Origin of the sequence: Hafnia psychrotolerans (genome assembly GCF_014639435.1) — a bacterium.
GTDB lineage: Bacteria > Pseudomonadota > Gammaproteobacteria > Enterobacterales > Enterobacteriaceae > Ewingella > Ewingella psychrotolerans.
Genome location: NZ_BMFZ01000013.1, coordinates 72,169 through 87,906, shown reverse-complemented (window position 1 = coordinate 87,906; position 15,738 = coordinate 72,169). Strand labels below are relative to the sequence as shown.

15 protein-coding genes are annotated in these 15,738 nt (G+C 52.3%); 6 read left to right on the top strand and 9 right to left on the bottom strand.

Annotation, left to right across the window (positions count from 1 at the left end; translation table 11 throughout):
• Nucleotides 1–62 precede the first annotated feature (62 nt).
• On the top strand, nucleotides 63–689 hold the full coding sequence (locus IEV89_RS19445) for a lysoplasmalogenase (RefSeq protein ID WP_188475167.1): 627 nt from the start codon (nucleotides 63–65) through the stop codon (nucleotides 687–689).
• Nucleotides 690–814: 125 nt separating this feature from the next.
• Nucleotides 815–3,154, top strand: coding sequence for a zinc/cadmium/mercury/lead-transporting ATPase (locus tag IEV89_RS19440; RefSeq protein ID WP_188475166.1), 2,340 nt, complete (start codon nucleotides 815–817; stop codon nucleotides 3,152–3,154).
• A gap of 10 nt (nucleotides 3,155–3,164) precedes the next feature.
• Here IEV89_RS19440 and tusA read toward each other — a convergent pair whose 3' ends face one another.
• Nucleotides 3,165–3,422, bottom strand: a complete 258-nt coding sequence (gene tusA / locus IEV89_RS19435) for a sulfurtransferase TusA (RefSeq protein ID WP_188475165.1) — start codon at nucleotides 3,420–3,422, stop codon at nucleotides 3,165–3,167.
• Nucleotides 3,423–3,726: 304 nt separating this feature from the next.
• On the opposite strand from tusA, the gene IEV89_RS19430 reads away from it, so the two are divergent.
• The 4 genes from IEV89_RS19430 to glpQ all read left to right on the top strand — a co-directional run bounded on the left by IEV89_RS19430 (nucleotide 3,727) and on the right by glpQ (nucleotide 7,952).
• A complete protein-coding gene (locus IEV89_RS19430) occupies nucleotides 3,727–4,398 on the top strand; it encodes a 7-cyano-7-deazaguanine/7-aminomethyl-7-deazaguanine transporter (RefSeq protein ID WP_188475164.1) in 672 nt (223 codons plus the stop codon).
• Nucleotides 4,399–4,565: 167 nt separating this feature from the next.
• Nucleotides 4,566–5,120 carry a DcrB family lipoprotein gene (locus IEV89_RS19425; protein WP_188475163.1) on the top strand — a complete coding sequence of 185 codons (555 nt, stop codon included), beginning with the start codon at nucleotides 4,566–4,568 and terminating at the stop codon, nucleotides 5,118–5,120.
• A 391-nt stretch (nucleotides 5,121–5,511) separates the two neighbouring features.
• Nucleotides 5,512–6,864 carry a glycerol-3-phosphate transporter gene (gene glpT, locus IEV89_RS19420; RefSeq protein ID WP_188475162.1) on the top strand — a complete coding sequence of 451 codons (1,353 nt, stop codon included), beginning with the start codon at nucleotides 5,512–5,514 and terminating at the stop codon, nucleotides 6,862–6,864.
• A gap of 2 nt (nucleotides 6,865–6,866) precedes the next feature.
• Nucleotides 6,867–7,952: a glycerophosphodiester phosphodiesterase gene (gene glpQ, locus IEV89_RS19415; RefSeq protein ID WP_188475161.1), complete on the top strand. Its 1,086-nt coding sequence runs from the start codon at nucleotides 6,867–6,869 to the stop codon at nucleotides 7,950–7,952.
• Between the two features lie 150 nt (nucleotides 7,953–8,102).
• Here the strand turns inward: glpQ and IEV89_RS19410 are convergent, their stop codons facing one another.
• Genes IEV89_RS19410 through IEV89_RS19375 form a run of 8 tightly spaced genes read right to left on the bottom strand, consistent with a single transcriptional unit; the run spans nucleotide 8,103 to nucleotide 15,732 of the window.
• Nucleotides 8,103–8,675, bottom strand: coding sequence for a 4'-phosphopantetheinyl transferase superfamily protein (locus tag IEV89_RS19410; protein WP_188475160.1), 573 nt, complete (start codon nucleotides 8,673–8,675; stop codon nucleotides 8,103–8,105).
• A gap of 3 nt (nucleotides 8,676–8,678) precedes the next feature.
• Nucleotides 8,679–9,908, bottom strand: a complete 1,230-nt coding sequence (locus tag IEV89_RS19405) for a beta-ketoacyl-ACP synthase (protein ID WP_188475159.1) — start codon at nucleotides 9,906–9,908, stop codon at nucleotides 8,679–8,681.
• Nucleotides 9,905–10,636 carry a 3-ketoacyl-ACP reductase FabG2 gene (locus tag IEV89_RS19400; protein WP_188475158.1) on the bottom strand — a complete coding sequence of 244 codons (732 nt, stop codon included), beginning with the start codon at nucleotides 10,634–10,636 and terminating at the stop codon, nucleotides 9,905–9,907. The genes IEV89_RS19405 and IEV89_RS19400 overlap by 4 nt, the downstream gene beginning before the upstream one ends.
• The gene (locus IEV89_RS19395; RefSeq protein ID WP_188475157.1) at nucleotides 10,633–11,109 is read right to left on the bottom strand and encodes a hotdog family protein; all 477 of its coding nucleotides are present in this window, start codon (nucleotides 11,107–11,109) and stop codon (nucleotides 10,633–10,635) included. Before IEV89_RS19395 ends, IEV89_RS19400 begins: the two co-directional genes overlap by 4 nt.
• Nucleotides 11,109–12,275: a beta-ketoacyl-[acyl-carrier-protein] synthase family protein gene (locus IEV89_RS19390; protein WP_188475156.1), complete on the bottom strand. Its 1,167-nt coding sequence runs from the start codon at nucleotides 12,273–12,275 to the stop codon at nucleotides 11,109–11,111. The genes IEV89_RS19395 and IEV89_RS19390 overlap by 1 nt, the downstream gene beginning before the upstream one ends.
• A gap of 1 nt (nucleotide 12,276) precedes the next feature.
• The gene (locus IEV89_RS19385; protein WP_188475155.1) at nucleotides 12,277–12,846 is read right to left on the bottom strand and encodes a DUF3261 domain-containing protein; all 570 of its coding nucleotides are present in this window, start codon (nucleotides 12,844–12,846) and stop codon (nucleotides 12,277–12,279) included.
• Nucleotides 12,847–12,848: 2 nt separating this feature from the next.
• Entirely contained in the window at nucleotides 12,849–15,173 is a 2,325-nt protein-coding gene (locus IEV89_RS19380; RefSeq protein ID WP_188475154.1) for an MMPL family transporter, read from the bottom strand.
• Complete coding sequence (locus tag IEV89_RS19375; protein WP_188475220.1) at nucleotides 15,145–15,732, bottom strand: LolA family protein; 588 nt, start codon at nucleotides 15,730–15,732, stop codon at nucleotides 15,145–15,147. Before IEV89_RS19375 ends, IEV89_RS19380 begins: the two co-directional genes overlap by 29 nt.
• Nucleotides 15,733–15,738: the final 6 nt, after the last annotated feature.

The following is a 15,738-nucleotide window of genomic DNA, read 5'->3' as shown; positions in this document are numbered from 1 at the left end:
CAGCAAGACCTTTCCTTACAGGCATTGACCTTGCTTACATTTTTCTAAAAAAAGGATAAACAATGAGTTGGCCATTACTTGCTGTGTTTTTCTCAGGCTGGCTGTTTGTCGATGCCAGTTACCGCGGTCCACGCTGGCAGCGCTGGTTGTTCAAACCGCTCACGCTTTTGCTACTTCTGCTGCTCGCTTGGCAAGCGCCGGTTCTGAATGTTTATAGCTACCTGATCCTGCTTGGTCTGGCCGCAACCCTGGTCGCTGATGGCCTACTGTTGCTACCAGAAGAGCGTTTTCTTTATGCGATTGGGGCCTTTTTCCTGTCGAATTTGCTCTATACCTTGAGTTTCGCCAGTCAGATGACACTGACGTTTTTTTGGCCGTTGCCTGTAGCACTGATCGTTATCGGCGCAGCGTTACTGGCGGTTATCTGGTCACGGCTGGCAGAAATGCGCTGGGCGGTATCCCTTTACATTGCGATGACCTTACTGATGGTCTGGCTGGCCGGTGAGCAATATTTTGCCCGCAGCACCGATCTGGCGTTTTCGCTGTTGTGCGGCACGCTGTTGTTGCTACTCGGCAATATTTTTTGGCTGACCAGCCGCTATCGTTTTAAATTCCGTGCAGCTGATGCCATTGTCGCGGCCTGCTACTTTGGCGGCCATTTCCTGATTGTTCGCTCACTTTATCTCTAAGTCCTCTCTTCAGGCGAAACCCCGGTTTCGCCTTTTTATTTCCCAGGTTATTTTTCTCTTGACCTTGGAGTTAACTCCAAGCTGTAGACTGAATGCAACTTAACGCTGTTCCGACAGGAGCCCGTATGCTTCAGCCACGTAAATTTTCTCCGTCCGGTTGCGGTTGCCAGTCCGGCAAGTGCACCAAACCAGCCATGCTGCGTATTAAAAAAATCACCGATGTCACTCACAGCGAACCACATCCGGCCAGCTGTTGTAACGACAAAGCCCCACTGATTGCATCGGCTTGTTGCACATCCGACGGTGGCAGCCCACAACCCAGTAAGCACTCACCAACATCGGGTAGTGATGACAGCGACGCAGATGACGACGACCCCAGCGGCCAACTGAGCTGGAAAGTGACAGGGATGGACTGCCCGGCCTGCGCACGTACCATCGAAAAAGCCGTCAGCGCCGTCGCAGGGGTTAACCGTGTAAAAGTCCAGTTTGCCACCGAGAAGTTGCTGGTCCGTGCCGCAGGTGACGTTTCCGACGACGTAAAAAAAGCGGTCATCAGTGCCGGTTTCACGCTGCAATCACTGACTCAACCATCGAATCAAGCCGCCGCCGAAACTTCGCGTCTGAAAGAATACGCGCCGCTGCTGATCCTCATTGCGTTGATGATGAGTAGTTGGGTAGTCGATCAGTTCAGCCAGCCACTGGGAAGAATCGCCTTTGTGGTCACGACATTGGTCGGGCTGTGGCCGGTCTTGTTGCAGGCCATACGTTCTGGCCGTGCCGGTTCTCCTTTCACCATTGAAACCCTGATGAGTATCGCAGCGTTAGGCGCATTATTCATTGGCGCCACCGAGGAAGCGGCAATGGTACTGCTGCTGTTTATGGTTGGTGAACGGCTGGAGTCTTTCGCCGCCGACCGCGCGCGCAGCGGAGTGAAAGCGCTGATGGCGCTGATCCCTGATAGTGCGTTGCGCATTGTTGCAGGCCAGTCATCCCGCGTGCCGGTCGCCGACTTGCGACCCGGCGATGTTATCGAGGTGTCAGCCGGTGGCCGCCTCCCTACCGACGCCATCCTGCTTGATTCTGCCGCCAGCTTCGACGAAAGCGCGCTGACCGGTGAATCGGTGCCGGTGGAACGCCATCCGGGTGAAAAAGTCCCGGCAGGGAGTTTGTGTGTCGATCGCGTGGCTCGACTCAATGTTGCTTCAGCTCCCGGCGCCAGCGCCATTGACCGTATTCTGCAACTGATTGAAGAAGCAGATGAACGCCGTGCCCCAATTGAACGCTTCCTGGATACCTTCAGCCGTTACTACACGCCCGCCATTATGCTGATGTCACTGCTGGTTATTTTGATCCCTCCGCTGGCGATGGGCTTGTCATGGGAAACCTGGATTTATCGTGGGCTAACGCTGCTGTTGATTGGTTGTCCTTGTGCGTTAGTTATTTCAACTCCAGCCGCCATTACTTCGGCACTGGCCGCGGCAACGCGTCAAGGTGCATTGATTAAGGGCGGTGCCGCATTGGAGCAGTTGGCATTGATCCGGACCGTCGCGTTGGATAAAACCGGCACACTGACAGAAGGTAAACCGGAGGTCACTGACATTCTGCCGCTGAACGGCGTCAGTGAAAATGAGTTGCTGAGTCTGGCTGCCGCCGTAGAGGCTGGTTCGCATCATCCGCTGGCATTAGCCATCATTGCCCGAGCCAAACAGAAAAATCCGTTACCCATGAGTGCCCAAGACCGCCGGGCTCTGGCCGGTTCTGGCGTCGAAGGGGTCGTGTCGGGCAAAAAAGTTCAGGTGCTGGCACCGAAAAATCTGGCGGACAATGGCGTGGCAGTAGAACGGCTACAGCAAATTACCGACTGGGAATCAGCCGGAAAAACAGTCGTCGCGGTGCTTCAGGAAGGGAATGTTATCGGACTGATCGCCATGCAAGACAAACTGCGTGACGACGCGGTCAGCGCTTTGGCCGAACTGAAAGCCTTAGGCATCTCGGCAGTCATGCTGACAGGTGATAACCCAAGAGCCGCCAAGAGCATTGCTGATCGCTTAGGCATTGATTACCGGGCCGGTTTATTGCCTGCGGATAAAGTGCAGGCCGTCACCGAGCTTGGTCTGTTGAACCTGACGGCAATGGTCGGTGACGGCATCAATGACGCTCCGGCAATGAAAGCCGCGCGGATAGGCATTGCGATGGGCAGCGGGACCGATGTGGCTCTGGAAACGGCGGATGCCGCGTTGACTCACAACCGTCTTGGCGGGCTGGCCCAGATGATCAGCCTGTCGCGGGCCACACGAGTCAATATCCGCCAGAACATCACTATTGCATTGGGGCTGAAAGCGATTTTTCTGGTCACCACGCTGATGGGGCTGACCGGGTTATGGCTGGCGGTGCTGGCCGACTCGGGCGCCACTGCGCTGGTCACCGCCAACGCCCTGAGGTTGTTACGGAATACATCGAAATAAGCCTTTATTGCTACTGTGCTTTTACCACACCTTTGGCCAATAAATAGCGGTACGGCAGCTGCTCTGTCTCGGCCGCTAACAACGTATGTTCCATGAAACGGCAAAAACCCGGTATATCACGGGTGGTTGCCGGATCGTCAGCAATCACCAGTAGGGTTTCGCCATCTTTCATTGCACGCACCGTTTTGCGAACCATCATTACCGGCTCAGGACAACGCAGACCCAACGCATCCAGTTGATGGTCAGGGTTCATAAAGGGATCAGTCATTGGGTATCTCAACATCTTCAGGCATTAATTGCGCGACAGTTTATACCGCTAATTGGGTTACGCAACACAGGCAATGGATTGCGCTAAAATTAACCATGCCATCTGTTGCGCAAACGTCATGCTAACAGGTACTATGCGCGCCGCTGATTGTTAATCGCATGGCGGCAAGACAGTCAGCGAGTAAATTCCGATAGCTAACATGGGTCTGTGATTCTGGTTTGCTATCGTCGCTAACGCCCCTGTGGCTTCAAAGACACAGGGTATTTGGGTTCCCTCACCCCAATTAACTAAAAAGGTCACATGTATGTATTCCTTTACTGCTCAACAGCGGGTTTCCGCGTTGATATGGTTGTCGTTATTCCACATAACCATCATCACTTCCAGTAACTATCTGGTGCAACTGCCGATCTCTATCCTCGGTTTCCACACCACCTGGGGTGCGTTCACGTTTCCCTTCATTTTTCTGGCAACCGATCTGACCGTGCGTATTTTTGGCGCACCGCTAGCTCGGCGCATTATTTTGTCGGTCATGATGCCTGCGCTGATCATCTCCTATGTCATTTCCGCGCTGTTCTTTGACGCCGCATGGCAAGGTTTTGCCGCACTCGGCAGTTTGAATATCATGGTGGCACGTATTGCTATCGCGAGCTTTATGGCTTACGTGCTGGGCCAAATCCTCGATGTTCACGTCTTTAACCGCCTGCGCCAGTTGCGCAACTGGTGGGTGGCGCCTGCCGCCGCCATGTTCCTTGGCAACATCAGCGATACGCTGTCATTCTTCTTTATCGCTTTCTATAAAAGCAGTGACGAATTTATGGCAAATAATTGGGTGGAGATCGCCTTAGTGGATTACACATTCAAGCTATTAATATGTATGATTTTTTTCTTGCCGATGTACGGTGTGCTGCTCAATGTGCTATTAAAACGTCTTTCACAAAGCGGGCATAACCCCCATTTTCAGCTACATTCTCGCTAGTCGCTCTGTGGTTATATTCCAGATAATTGGAGTTGCATTTAGCGCGTTAATGGGTTGCCATACAGGCCGTGAAATCAAGAATCTATACCCAAAAAATGTCGAGTTGCAGTACGGCTGCAACCTGAAGTATGGCGGGTGTATAGCGCGTTAAAATCAAAGGAAGAACTATGCGTAATTTAGTGAAATTTGTAGGTATGAGCGTGCTGATCATCGGTCTGGCTGCATGCGATGGTAAAACCAGCGACAAAGTGGCGGATAAAGGCGCACCGGCGGCTTCGGCTACGGTACCAGTCAGCCTGCTTGACGGTAAAGTAACGTTCTCTCTGCCGCAAGGCATGAGCGACCAGAGCGGTAAGCTGGGCAGCCAAGCCAATAACATGCACGTGTACGCCGACAGCACGGGTCAGAAAGCGGTGATTGTGATCCTGGGTGACAACACGAACGAATCGCTGAATGTTCTGACAGCCCGCCTGCAGGATCAACAGAAAGCCCGCGACACTAATCTGCAAGTGGTAACGGATAAGTCGATTCAGGTCAACGGCCAGACTCTGCAACAGTACGACAGCGTGATATCTTCTGCCGGTCAGAAAGCTTACTCGTCTATTATTCTGGGTAAAGTGGACAGCCACCTACTGACCTTGCAGATCACCTTACCTGCGGATAATCAGCAGCAGGCGCAAACTGATGCAGAAGCAATCATTAACACGCTAAAAATTCAGTGATTATTCTCTTTTAAGTATGAAAAAGCGGGGCTTTCCCCGCTTTTTCATTGCTGATCTCTTCCTGACACGTCCTGACACATTAAACCCATTCCCTTCCTATGGACTTATTCGCTCATAAACGAATATTTTCGCGCCGACGCCCCAGAATGTGACAATAAAAAGCTAAAAATGTGATCATTGACAGCTAAAAGGCGCAATTTCGTATTTCAAAATGTTAATTAATGCCGCAATATTTTGCCGCCATATTCATAAAACTGTAATAAATATGTCATCTTACATCGTTCACTTACGCGCATACGATTATTACAACGCTCGTTATGGAACATTTCAGTTTGGTTTTATTGTCAATCGTTCAAGATGAGCGAACTGACCAATGCCATTGGAGGCGTTAATGCTCAGTATCTTTAAACCCGCAGCACATCAGGTTCCCGTGTCAGCCGCCCATGTTGATCCCTTGTATCGCCGCTTACGCTGGCAGATCTTCATGGGGATTTTCTTCGGTTATGCCGCTTACTATCTGGTGCGTAAAAACTTCGCACTGGCCATGCCCTATTTAATCGATCAAGGCTTCTCCCGTGGCGATCTTGGTTTCGCACTGTCAGGTATTTCTATCGCGTACGGTATTTCCAAATTCATCATGGGATCGGTGTCCGACCGCTCCAACCCGCGCGTGTTTCTGCCTGCCGGTCTAATTCTGTCCGCAGCCGTGATGCTGTTTATGGGCTTTGTGCCTTGGGCAACCTCCAGCATTGCCATCATGTTTGTGCTGTTGTTCCTGTGTGGATGGTTCCAGGGAATGGGTTGGCCACCTTGCGGACGTACCATGGTTCACTGGTGGTCGCAGAAAGAACGTGGTGGCGTCGTGTCGGTATGGAACTGCGCCCATAACGTCGGCGGCGGTATTCCTCCGCTGCTGTTCCTGTTAGGTATGGCGTGGTTTAACGACTGGCATGCGGCGCTGTATATGCCCGCTTTCGGCGCGATTGCGCTGGCCGTTTTTGCCTTCATTACCATGCGCGACACTCCGCAGTCTTGCGGTTTGCCGTCGATTGAAGAGTACAAAAATGATTATCCGCCAGACTACAATAAAGAGGAGTCCGAGCAAGAACTCACGGCAAAACAGATCTTCATGCAATACATTCTGCCAAACAAACTGCTGTGGTACATCGCCATCGCCAATGTGTTTGTCTACTTACTGCGTTACGGCATCCTCGACTGGTCTCCAACCTATCTGAAGGAAGTGAAGCACTTCGCACTCGACAAATCTTCGTGGACTTACTTCCTCTACGAATATGCCGGTATTCCAGGCACCCTGCTGTGTGGCTGGATGTCAGACAAAGTGTTCAAAGGTAACCGTGGGGCAACCGGCGTGTTCTTCATGGTGCTGGTGACTATCGCCACCGTCGTGTATTGGCTGAATCCGGTCGGTAATCCAGGCATTGATATGGCCTGTATGATCACTATCGGTTTCCTGATTTACGGTCCGGTCATGCTGATTGGCTTACACGCTCTGGAACTGGCACCGAAAAAAGCGGCAGGAACCGCAGCGGGCTTTACCGGCCTGTTCGGTTACCTCGGCGGTTCGGTTGCGGCCAGTGCTATTGTCGGCTATACCGTTGACTACTTCGGCTGGGACGGCGGATTTATCGTGATGATTGGTGGCTGTGTGCTGTCGGTGATTTTGCTAATAATCGTTATGCTCAGTGAGAATAAGCACAAAGCACAATTAGCTAAAGGAGCATAAGGATGCGCAACATATTCACGCACGTGCTGAAAAGCAGTCTGCTGGCGGGACTGATTGCTACCTCCTACTACACCAGTGCTGCCGAGCCGATTGTTATTGCGCATCGTGGTGCCAGTGGCTATCTGCCGGAACATACTCTGCCAGCCAAAGCCATGGCTTACGCTCAGGGTGCCAATTTCCTCGAACAGGATCTGGTGATGACGAAGGACGACCAGTTGGTCGTTCTGCATGACCACTATCTGGATCGCGTGACTGATGTGGCCCAACGCTTCCCGCATCGTGGGCGTAAAGATGGTCGCTTTTACGCCATCGACTTCACGCTGGCGGAGATCAAATCGCTGAAGTTCACCGAAGGCTTTGATATCAAAAACGGCAAACAAGTGCAGACCTATCCAGGGCGTTTCCCAATGGGTAAGTCGGATTTTCGTATGCACACTTTTCAGGAAGAGATCGAGTTTGTGCAGGGCCTAAATCATTCGACAGGTAAAAACGTCGGGATTTATACCGAGATCAAAGCGCCATGGTTTCACCGTCAGGAAGGCAAAGATATTTCGGCCAAAGTGCTGGAGGTCCTCAAGGCGTACGGGTACACAACGAAGAGCAGCAACGTCTATGTGCAGTGCTTCGACCCGAATGAGCTAAAGCGTATCAAGAATGAGCTCGAGCCTACAATGGGCATCGACCTGAAACTCGTTCAGCTTATCGCCTATACCAAGTGGGACGAAACGCAGGAACAGAGAGAGGGAAAATGGGTGAACTACAATTATGACTGGATGTTCAAACCTGGCGCAATGAAGCAAATCGCCGCATATGCGGACGGAATCGGTCCTGATTACCATATGTTGATCGAAACGGACTCCACGGTAGACAATATTAAACTCACGCCGATGACGTCAGAGGCTCACGCCAACAAGCTGGTGGTTCATCCGTTTACCGTGCGCGCAGATGATTTGCCGAAGTATGCCACCAACGTGAATTCGCTGTATCAGATTCTCTATCAGCAGGCGCACGTTGACGGTCTGTTCACTGACTTCCCGGATAAAGCCGTGAGTTATTTAGAACATCAGCAAACACAGCCACAGAAGTAAGTTTCTTTTCACCGCGCTGAAACCATAACAAACGGGCAAGGTTCTTACCCTGCCCGTTTGTTGCAGGAAGGTTCGGTCACAGACCTGACAACGATAATCTCAGCGCACACCCTACCCAGCCGACTCTTTTTAGCAACGTCACACTCTGCATTATTTCTCTACCGCCACAGCGAAGCTATGTCCGTTCTGGTACCAATGAGAAACTGCAACTTCAGGAGTGGCCAGCGTTTCAGGATCGAGTTGAATATGCTGCATTTGCCACACACTCTCTCCTTTTTGCTTAAGGATCGCCTCACGAACGGTCCACAACCGCCAAAATTCGGCGCAAACCCCCTCCACCGGTTGTGCAGCAAGCCACGCATACTCTCGCGAACTGAAATAATGACGGGCGATCTCAAGGCTGGCAGGTCGTTGGCGGATAAGCTCCACATCACAGCCGATCTGCCCGCGCATCGTGGTGGCAACGAAAACACAGTCACCGCTGTGGCTGATATTAAAAGCGGGGAATTCAGCATGGCTGAATGCAGGCTTGCCGTTTGGTGCCAGTAAAAAGGCAGGAAGAGGTTGCATTGGGATTGATTGCGCTAATAAAACCCGCCCCGCAAGCCACGCTCTCTGGCGTTTTCCAGAGGGCATTTGCGCCAACAAATCCTCACCGAGCCAGCCGGACACCTGTTCCGGTTGACTCAGTTCACCTATCGGACCGCACGCGGTTTCAAACATGCATTACGGCCAGCGGCGGAACACCAGCGACGTGTTAATTCCGCCGAAGGCAAAGTTATTGCTCTGGAAATACTCGGTGTCTATACGACGCACCTCACCCATGATGTGATCCAGTTCGCCACAGGCTGGATCTGGCTGGGTAAGGTTAATGGTTGGCGCAAACCAGCCTTCATTCATCATTTCCAAACTCATCCACGCCTCTAATGCCCCACAGGCACCGAGCGTATGACCAAAATAACTTTTCAACGATGAAATCGGAGTCCGATCGCCAAAGACGTCTGCCGTCGCGTGGCTTTCGGCTAAATCGCCTCGCTCAGTCGCCGTTCCATGCGCACTAATATAGCCTATGTCCATCGCGTGCAAATTAGCCATCTTCAGCGCTTTCTCGATACACACTTGCATCGTCTCACGCTGCGGCTGGGTAATGTGTGCCGCATCGCAGTTAGTGGCAAAACCGACGATTTCGCCGTAGATTTTTGCCCCGCGCGCCTTGGCGTGTTCCAGCTCCTCCAAAATCAGCGTCCCCGCACCTTCACCGATGACTAACCCATCACGATTGACGTCAAAGGGCGATGGCGTGGTGTGGGGTGCATCATTGCGTTGGCTGGTGGCAAAAAGGGTATCGAAAACCGCCGCTTCAGATGGGCATAACTCTTCCGCGCCTCCGGCCACCATCACCGTTTGATAGCCATGACGAATGGCTTCCCACGCGTATCCAATTCCCTGGCTACCCGAGGTACAAGCGCTAGACGTTGGAATGACTCGGCCTTTCAAACCAAAGAACAGCCCGGTATTGACCGCTGCGGTATGCGGCATCATCTGTACATAGGTGGTGCCGGTAATATTGTTGGTGTGTTTTTCAGTCAGCATGGTGGCAAACTCACTCACCGGTTTGGTACTGCCGGTGGATGAACCGTAGGCAATCCCCGTGTCGCCATTGGTCAGTACCGCTTCACCCAACAAACCAGACTGGGTCAAGGCTAACTCGGTGGCTCGGGTTGCCAATAGCGAGACACGTCCCATCGAACGAATACGCTTGCGCGTATAGTGTTCGGGCAATACAAAATCGTCTATCGGTGCGCCGACTAAGGTATTTAAACCGTCGTATTGAGACCATTCCGGCATATAACGGACCGCATTCTGCCCGGCTAATAAACCGGCGGAAACACGTTGCCAATCGTTGCCAAAAGCGGTAACGCCGCCCATACCGGTAATAACCACTCGGCGCGTCATAGCATGCCCCCATTTACAGAAATTACCTGGCGCGTAACATAGCCAGAGATATCAGACATCAAATAGCTCGCCAGCCCTGCAACCTCTTCGGCTGACCCCATACGTTTCATCGGGATCATACTCATGGCTTCTTTTAGCGCGGGCGCTTCCATCTGGATCATGCCGGTATCTATCAGGCCTGGGGCAATACAGTTAACGGTTATTTTTCGCTTCGCCAGCTCAATCGCCAGTGCTTTCGTCGCGCCGATGATACCCGCTTTCGCCGCGCTGTAATTGACCTGCCCGCGGTTACCCATCAGGCCAGAAACGGATGACAGCGTGATAATTCGACCGCCCTGACGTAGCCCGATCATCGGCATCACGCAGGGATGAATAACGTTATAGAAGCTGTCTAAATTGGTATGAATCACACAGTCCCAATCCTCTTCGCTTAACGCGGGGAATGCGCCATCACGTGTGATCCCTGCATTGTTAACCACGCCGTAGTAGGCACCATGGTTTTCAATATCCCGCTCAATGGCGCTTCGGCTGGCTTCTCGATCAGCGATGTCAAAACCCAGTACTCGACCACTGCCGCCGTTGACGTTAATCTGCTCTAACGTTTGCTGTGCGCCCGAAAGATCACTGTGGTAATGCACCACAATGCAAAAACCATCAGCGGCTAACTGGCAGGCGATCGCCCGCCCAATACCTTTGCTGGCACCCGTGACCAACACTGAACGCGTCATGCCATTCCATCCTGTTTGAATAGTTGTTTTAGTTCTTGTTGATCTGGCTGGTATATATTTATCCGAGCCGTTGCCAGAGAGCATTCCGCACAGCTTACCTCACCTTCAAAACTGCCAAATTTTTCGTCTTGCAGTAGCAGCGTCATTTTTATATCTAATACGTTGCCGCAAGCGATGGCGGGTGTTTGGCTGCGTAGCGTTCTCGCACCCAGTAACATCCCAAGCCTCGCAACCGGCTCACCGCGTTGGCGACTGTGCCAGCCAGACCATACGCCGACGGTCTGCGCCATAATTTCTAAAGTGAACCATGCCGGTAAGTCACCGGCTGGTGTCAAGAACGGCGCTAAAACGCCCTCACGACAGACCCTTACGCGACAATGCACGCTGTCATCCGCCACAGAGATAACGTCATCAAGTAGCATCATCGGCGAGTTGTGTGGCAGGTACTCGCCTGCTGTCAGATATTCACCCATCAGACTTTTCCCAAAATCAGGCTGGTATTATTGCCGCCAAAAGCAAAAGAGTTCGACATCACCACCGGTTTCATTAGCGATTCAGCATTCAGCAATAAACCACATCTCGGCAGTGATTCATCGGGTGTCGCATTTGAAAAGTCCTGCGCAGGCAACGCAATATTACGCGTTAACAACAGCCAGCACAGCGCCGCTTCACAGGCGCCAGCGGCACCTAATGTATGCCCGGTTAAATGTTTCGTTGAGCTGCAAGGTGTCTGTTCACCAAACAGCTGGTTGACGACCTTCGACTCGATTAAATCATTAAGCCGCGTTGCCGTGCCGTGCAAATTGATATAACCAACGTCCTTCGCGCACAACGCCGCATCTTGCAACGCCTGCTCGATGGCTCGAATAGCGCCAGCGCCTTCGGGATGCGGCGCTGACATATGCCACGCATCACTTGATTCTCCGACGCCCAACAAGGCGACTGGGTGGGTGTCGCGAGTGAGTAACATCAGCGTTGCCGCTTCTCCAATGGTGATCCCACAACGTTCGCGGGCAAACGGCTGGCAGCGCGTCAAAGACAACGATTCTAAGCTATTGAAGCCATTAATCGGCATTCGGCTGAGCGTATCGGCCCCGCCGACAATCGCCACGTCAGCGAGACCCGCGTCAATAAGACGACGTCCACTGATGATAGCGCGTGAGCTTGAGGAACAAGCGGTAGAAAGCGTAAATGCCGGACCTTCAAGATTGAGGTAAGCGCTGAGAAAACGCGCGGAGTCGCCCAATTCCTGCTGATAATAGTGATAGCCCTCGGTCGTCTGGCGATTTAACTGGCCATTCACTAAGCGATCGCCCTCATTGAGCCCAGAGGTGCTGGTTCCCAATATAACCGCAACGCGATCGTGGCCAAAACGGGCAATAGCCTCTTCAACCTGAGGGCGGATTTGGGCTAACGCCGCTAATAACAATTGGTTGTTGCGGCTGCGATGCATCGCAAGATTGGCCGGGATCTCAGGAAGCTCGCCCTCAACGTTGCCGAGCCAACACGGCTGTTCTGGCTGAACCCAGCCGTCACTCAACCGCATTCCGGGCGCTTCGTTGCGATGTAAATTTTCGGCAATTTCATCAACATTGCGTCCCAGCGCATTCAACATACCCACCGCAGAAATGTAAATCATGTTAGCTTTCCAGATGTTGAATGGCGATCTGATAACCGAAAACGTGCTGGCGGATACTAATAGGCTGACGCTCACCTCGACGGGTCATATAAACAATTTCTGTCACCAGATGACCTTGGTTATCGCGCAATTCACGGCGATCACCTTGATCCCGTAGTGTCCATCCTTGTGGCAACTGTGGCTGCCATGCCGCAATCGGCCAGTAACTGAGCATGATATCGGCCAACACCTGGCTGGCGGGCGGCAGCTCAGGCAACACGATCGATTGTTCAGTGTGGATACCGTTCGCGTCGTAGGTCAGCATAAACAGGCGGATACCTAACGAAGACAGACCAGCCAGCGACAGCCGTTGCTGATCGGCATTGAGTAACACCAGCAAGGATTGCTGTTTACCTTTCACCGTAGCCGTCAGCAGTTGCTGCTGGCTGATCGCAGGCTGGATATTCGGCGCAGGCAGCGTGACGCGCACGCCAGGTTTTAACCATGCCTGTGGTCGATTATCCTGTGGTTTAGTGGCGCAAGACGTCAGTGCCAGCGCGAGACACAGCGCCGCAATAATGCGTGAGATCATGACTATTTTTTTCCTCTGCGACGCGGTGGCATCGCCAATGGCGACAGCAGGAATGCCGTGAATATCCCGCTGCCCAATACAATACCGAAACTGCTAATCGCCTGAGTGTGACTAAAAATCAACATACCAAGCGTCAGTAACGAGGTACTCATCGCCACGCTAACGGCAAGCAACGACGTTAGCGGCGTGCCGCGTGGATTACTGAAGAACAGCGTGTAGTTAATACCAATGCCCAGCACCAGCACCAGCGCCAACAGCGAAAACAGATTTAAGCTGTGACCACTGAACGTTAATACCGCTAATCCACAGCCTAAGGAGAGCAGCGAAGGCAATATACTCATTAACCCTCTACGCAGGCCCAGTCGCATCACATAGGTCAATGCAATGGCCACAATAGCCCCTAGCAATAACCATCCCAACATGGCGCGATAAAACGCAAACAGGTGGTCGAATGATGCTTTGCGGTCGACCCAACTGACGCCGACTTGGTTGGCCGCCATCTGTTTCAGCGCAACCGTATCTTTCACACCGTCAGTGGGAACTAACACGCCGCTACGGCCATCGGGCAAAGAGAGCCACATCAGCGCCCAACCTTCACTGGCCACACTGTTGAGCCAGGTTGCTGGTGTCACTGGCATCGGGCTAAGATCAACCTGCACCTTAGTTATCCCCGCCACGGCGAGATTTTCCACCACCTTTGGCGATGCCTGTTTTAAAAGTTTTAAATCCATGTCTTGCTGTTTTAAGGAAGAAAGCGGCAGCAGACGATAGCTCCCCAACCACCCGAGTTTCCTGGCCTGATCCAGCTTCGGCACAAAACTCTCCAGACGTTGCAGTGTTTGTTCAGGGGTATCGCCATAAATCACAAACCATTTCTGGTCGATCCCTTGGCCAGTCAGCGCAGTAATGGCTTTTTCCTGTTGCTGAATATCCTGTGGCAGCGACTGTAGTTGAGCAATATCATCATTGACCTTTAGGTGCAGTAATCCTGCTAACGAGAAGAGGGTCAGTGCCATCGGCAAACCAATATATAACATCTTGCGGCTACGCCATGCCGCCAGCCAACGCATCATTGGCAGCATTAAGGGAACCGGTCTGACCGGCAAACCGCATGCCAGCCAGGGATACCAACACACCACCGTCAGGCATGATGCCGTAAGACCGGCAGCGGCAAAAACAGCCAGTTGGCGGATTCCGGGAAAGGGTGCCAGCATCATAATGAGATAGGCAATCACGGTCGTTCCCAGCGCCATCAGCAGCGCGGGAAGCACTTTGTGTAGACTCTGCCAGGGGGTGGTTTCACGGCCGTGAACCATACGCTCAGTGAGATAATAGAGGGTGTAATCTGCGGAAATACCCACGATGCTGATACTCATTACCAGCGTCATCAGATGTAATTCACCAAAAATCAATAACGTTACGGTACTGCCCGCTAACGCGCCAATTCCCACTGATAATACACAGAGTAATAGCGGCCGTAGTGATCGGAATACGCTGTAGATCAGTAATAAAACGCCGAGGATAGTCGCAGTTCCCAGCGTTGAAATATCGTGCTTAGCCTGTTGGCTGGCGTAATTACTGTAGAACAGTGTGCCACGCGACATCACTTTTGCGCCCGGAAACTGATGCTGGAAATCCTTTTCCAACGCGGCCAGATCGGTAACCACCTGATGCGATTGCTGCATATTATAGGACGAGCCATTGAGCTCACCGTGGATGAAGTACCAACTGCGCCCTTGGTCGTCCTGCGCCATCAGCCAGCCATCTCTCATTCGCAGGCGACTGGCATTTTGTTGTAGCGCAAGCTGAGAACCGCGTACCAACATCAGGGGATCATTTTTAATCTCTACCCCGCTTACGCCAGCAAACGCAGAGTACAGCTGGGCCAGCACCCAGTTAGCCTGCACGTCACCACCGTTGGATAAGCGGTGGCGCGTTTGTGGGTCGATCATGCCATTGCGGTGTTGGTAGAAGAACTGCCCCCATTTTTTTTGCTGTTCGGCATCCATCGGGCCTTTCACCGCCGTTAGCGTTGATAGCCCTTGCAGGCGCGCTAACCAACCTTTCGCCACCGCGGGATCGTCCCCTTGAGCAGGGCTCACCATCCAGACCAACTGGCGATCCAGACGCTGCATAAAGCCATCGTTCAGTGCCGGCGGGATTGACCCCATCGTCTGAGCCGGCAAGAGTGCTAACACACTGCTCGATATCTTCGAATGCGGCACTAATACCGTTAGCGTTGCACCAAGCAGTACGCAGATGAAAAGCCATCCCCATGCCCACAGCCGTGGCTGCTGCTTAGAAGACAAAACGCTGTTGCTCGTCATCAGTTAAATTTTTGGGCGTTAATCGCTGATTACTGAAGGTGATGTCCGTACGGTCGCCCTGACGATCATTAAGCGCAATGTGGTCCAGGTATTGCTGACCTTGCAATGTGATGGTGTTAAACAGTTTGTCGAGTGGTGATGTCTTTGGCACTAATACCAACTGCCATTTTCCTTGTCCTTGGTCGCTAAATTTCAGCGAGAAATTTTGCTCAAGAACACGACGATCGGCCTGAAATAACGCACGCAGCAGATGATTAAATTGGAACATCTGAGGATTAGATGCGGCAGTGATAATCTGCGGAGGTTGTCCATTAATCACTTGCACCATGCGGCTATCATCCAACACCAATGTCAGCGGAAAAGGCTTTTGCTGCTGCCACCATAGCCCCTTATCTCGGGCTATCATCAATTCGCCGCTAGACCTTAGTGCCTGCGGCATATCTTTAATATGTCGCTCTTGGCTAAACTGCGCACGGACCACCGGCTGTTGGGCAAAACGTTGCTGAATCTCATCAAGAGTGACAGCCTGAGCCGCGCTGCTTAACATAATAAACAGCATTAATAT